This is a genomic window from Bartonella sp. AA78NXGY (assembly GCF_042197005.1).
Classification (GTDB): Bacteria; Pseudomonadota; Alphaproteobacteria; order Rhizobiales; family Rhizobiaceae; genus Bartonella.
Window position 1 is genome coordinate 1 of record NZ_JBHIRI010000091.1, and the last position, 669, is coordinate 669.

At 39.6% G+C, this 669-nt stretch carries 1 protein-coding gene; it reads left to right on the forward strand.

The window, feature by feature from the left end; genetic code table 11:
- Positions 1–669: autotransporter outer membrane beta-barrel domain-containing protein (locus ACFINL_RS09800; protein WP_375651498.1), on the forward strand; the 669-nt coding region annotated here is incomplete at both ends.

Sequence of the window (669 nt, forward strand, 5' to 3'; positions counted from 1 at the left end):
TCTTTGGAGTTTGGGGAAACTATGGAAATCTTTCTCTACACCCTCAGGATGTTGAACAAAGCAAAAAAAGCGCATTTAATAAATGGTCTGTTGCTGCTTATGGAAATTTGCAGCATGATACCGGTTTTTATATGGATGGGGTGGTATCGTATGGTCTTTTTAAGGGTGATGTTTTGACCCTTGCACGGGGCAAGGTTGTGGCGTTAAAGGGTAAACAATTTAGCGGTTCTTTAACGAGTGGTAGAACGTTTGCAACAGGGTATAAAGGTGTTGTTTTTGATCCGCAGATTCAGGTTGTTTATCAGCATCTTCAGTTTAATCAGGCGCGTGATATTGATAATCTTGATGTTGATTTAGGAAAATTTCATCAATGGGTGGGGCGTGTTGGTGGGCGTTTAAGCAAGACGCTTAATGCTTCTGAAGAGGGACGTGAAGTTTCTTTTTATAGTAAGCTTTCTTATTTGCATAGTTTTGAAGATAAGCAATTCGTTTCTTTTAAAAACGATTTTCAGTTAGGTTCCTTTGGTTCTTCTTTGGAAGCAGGGGTTGGGTTTAATGCCCGTCTCTCATCAAAACTTTCTCTTCGTGGAGATGTCACTTATCAGCATAGATTTAAGAAAATTGGTTTTTCTGGAACGAGTTTCTCTGCTGGATTGCGCCACCTTTTTT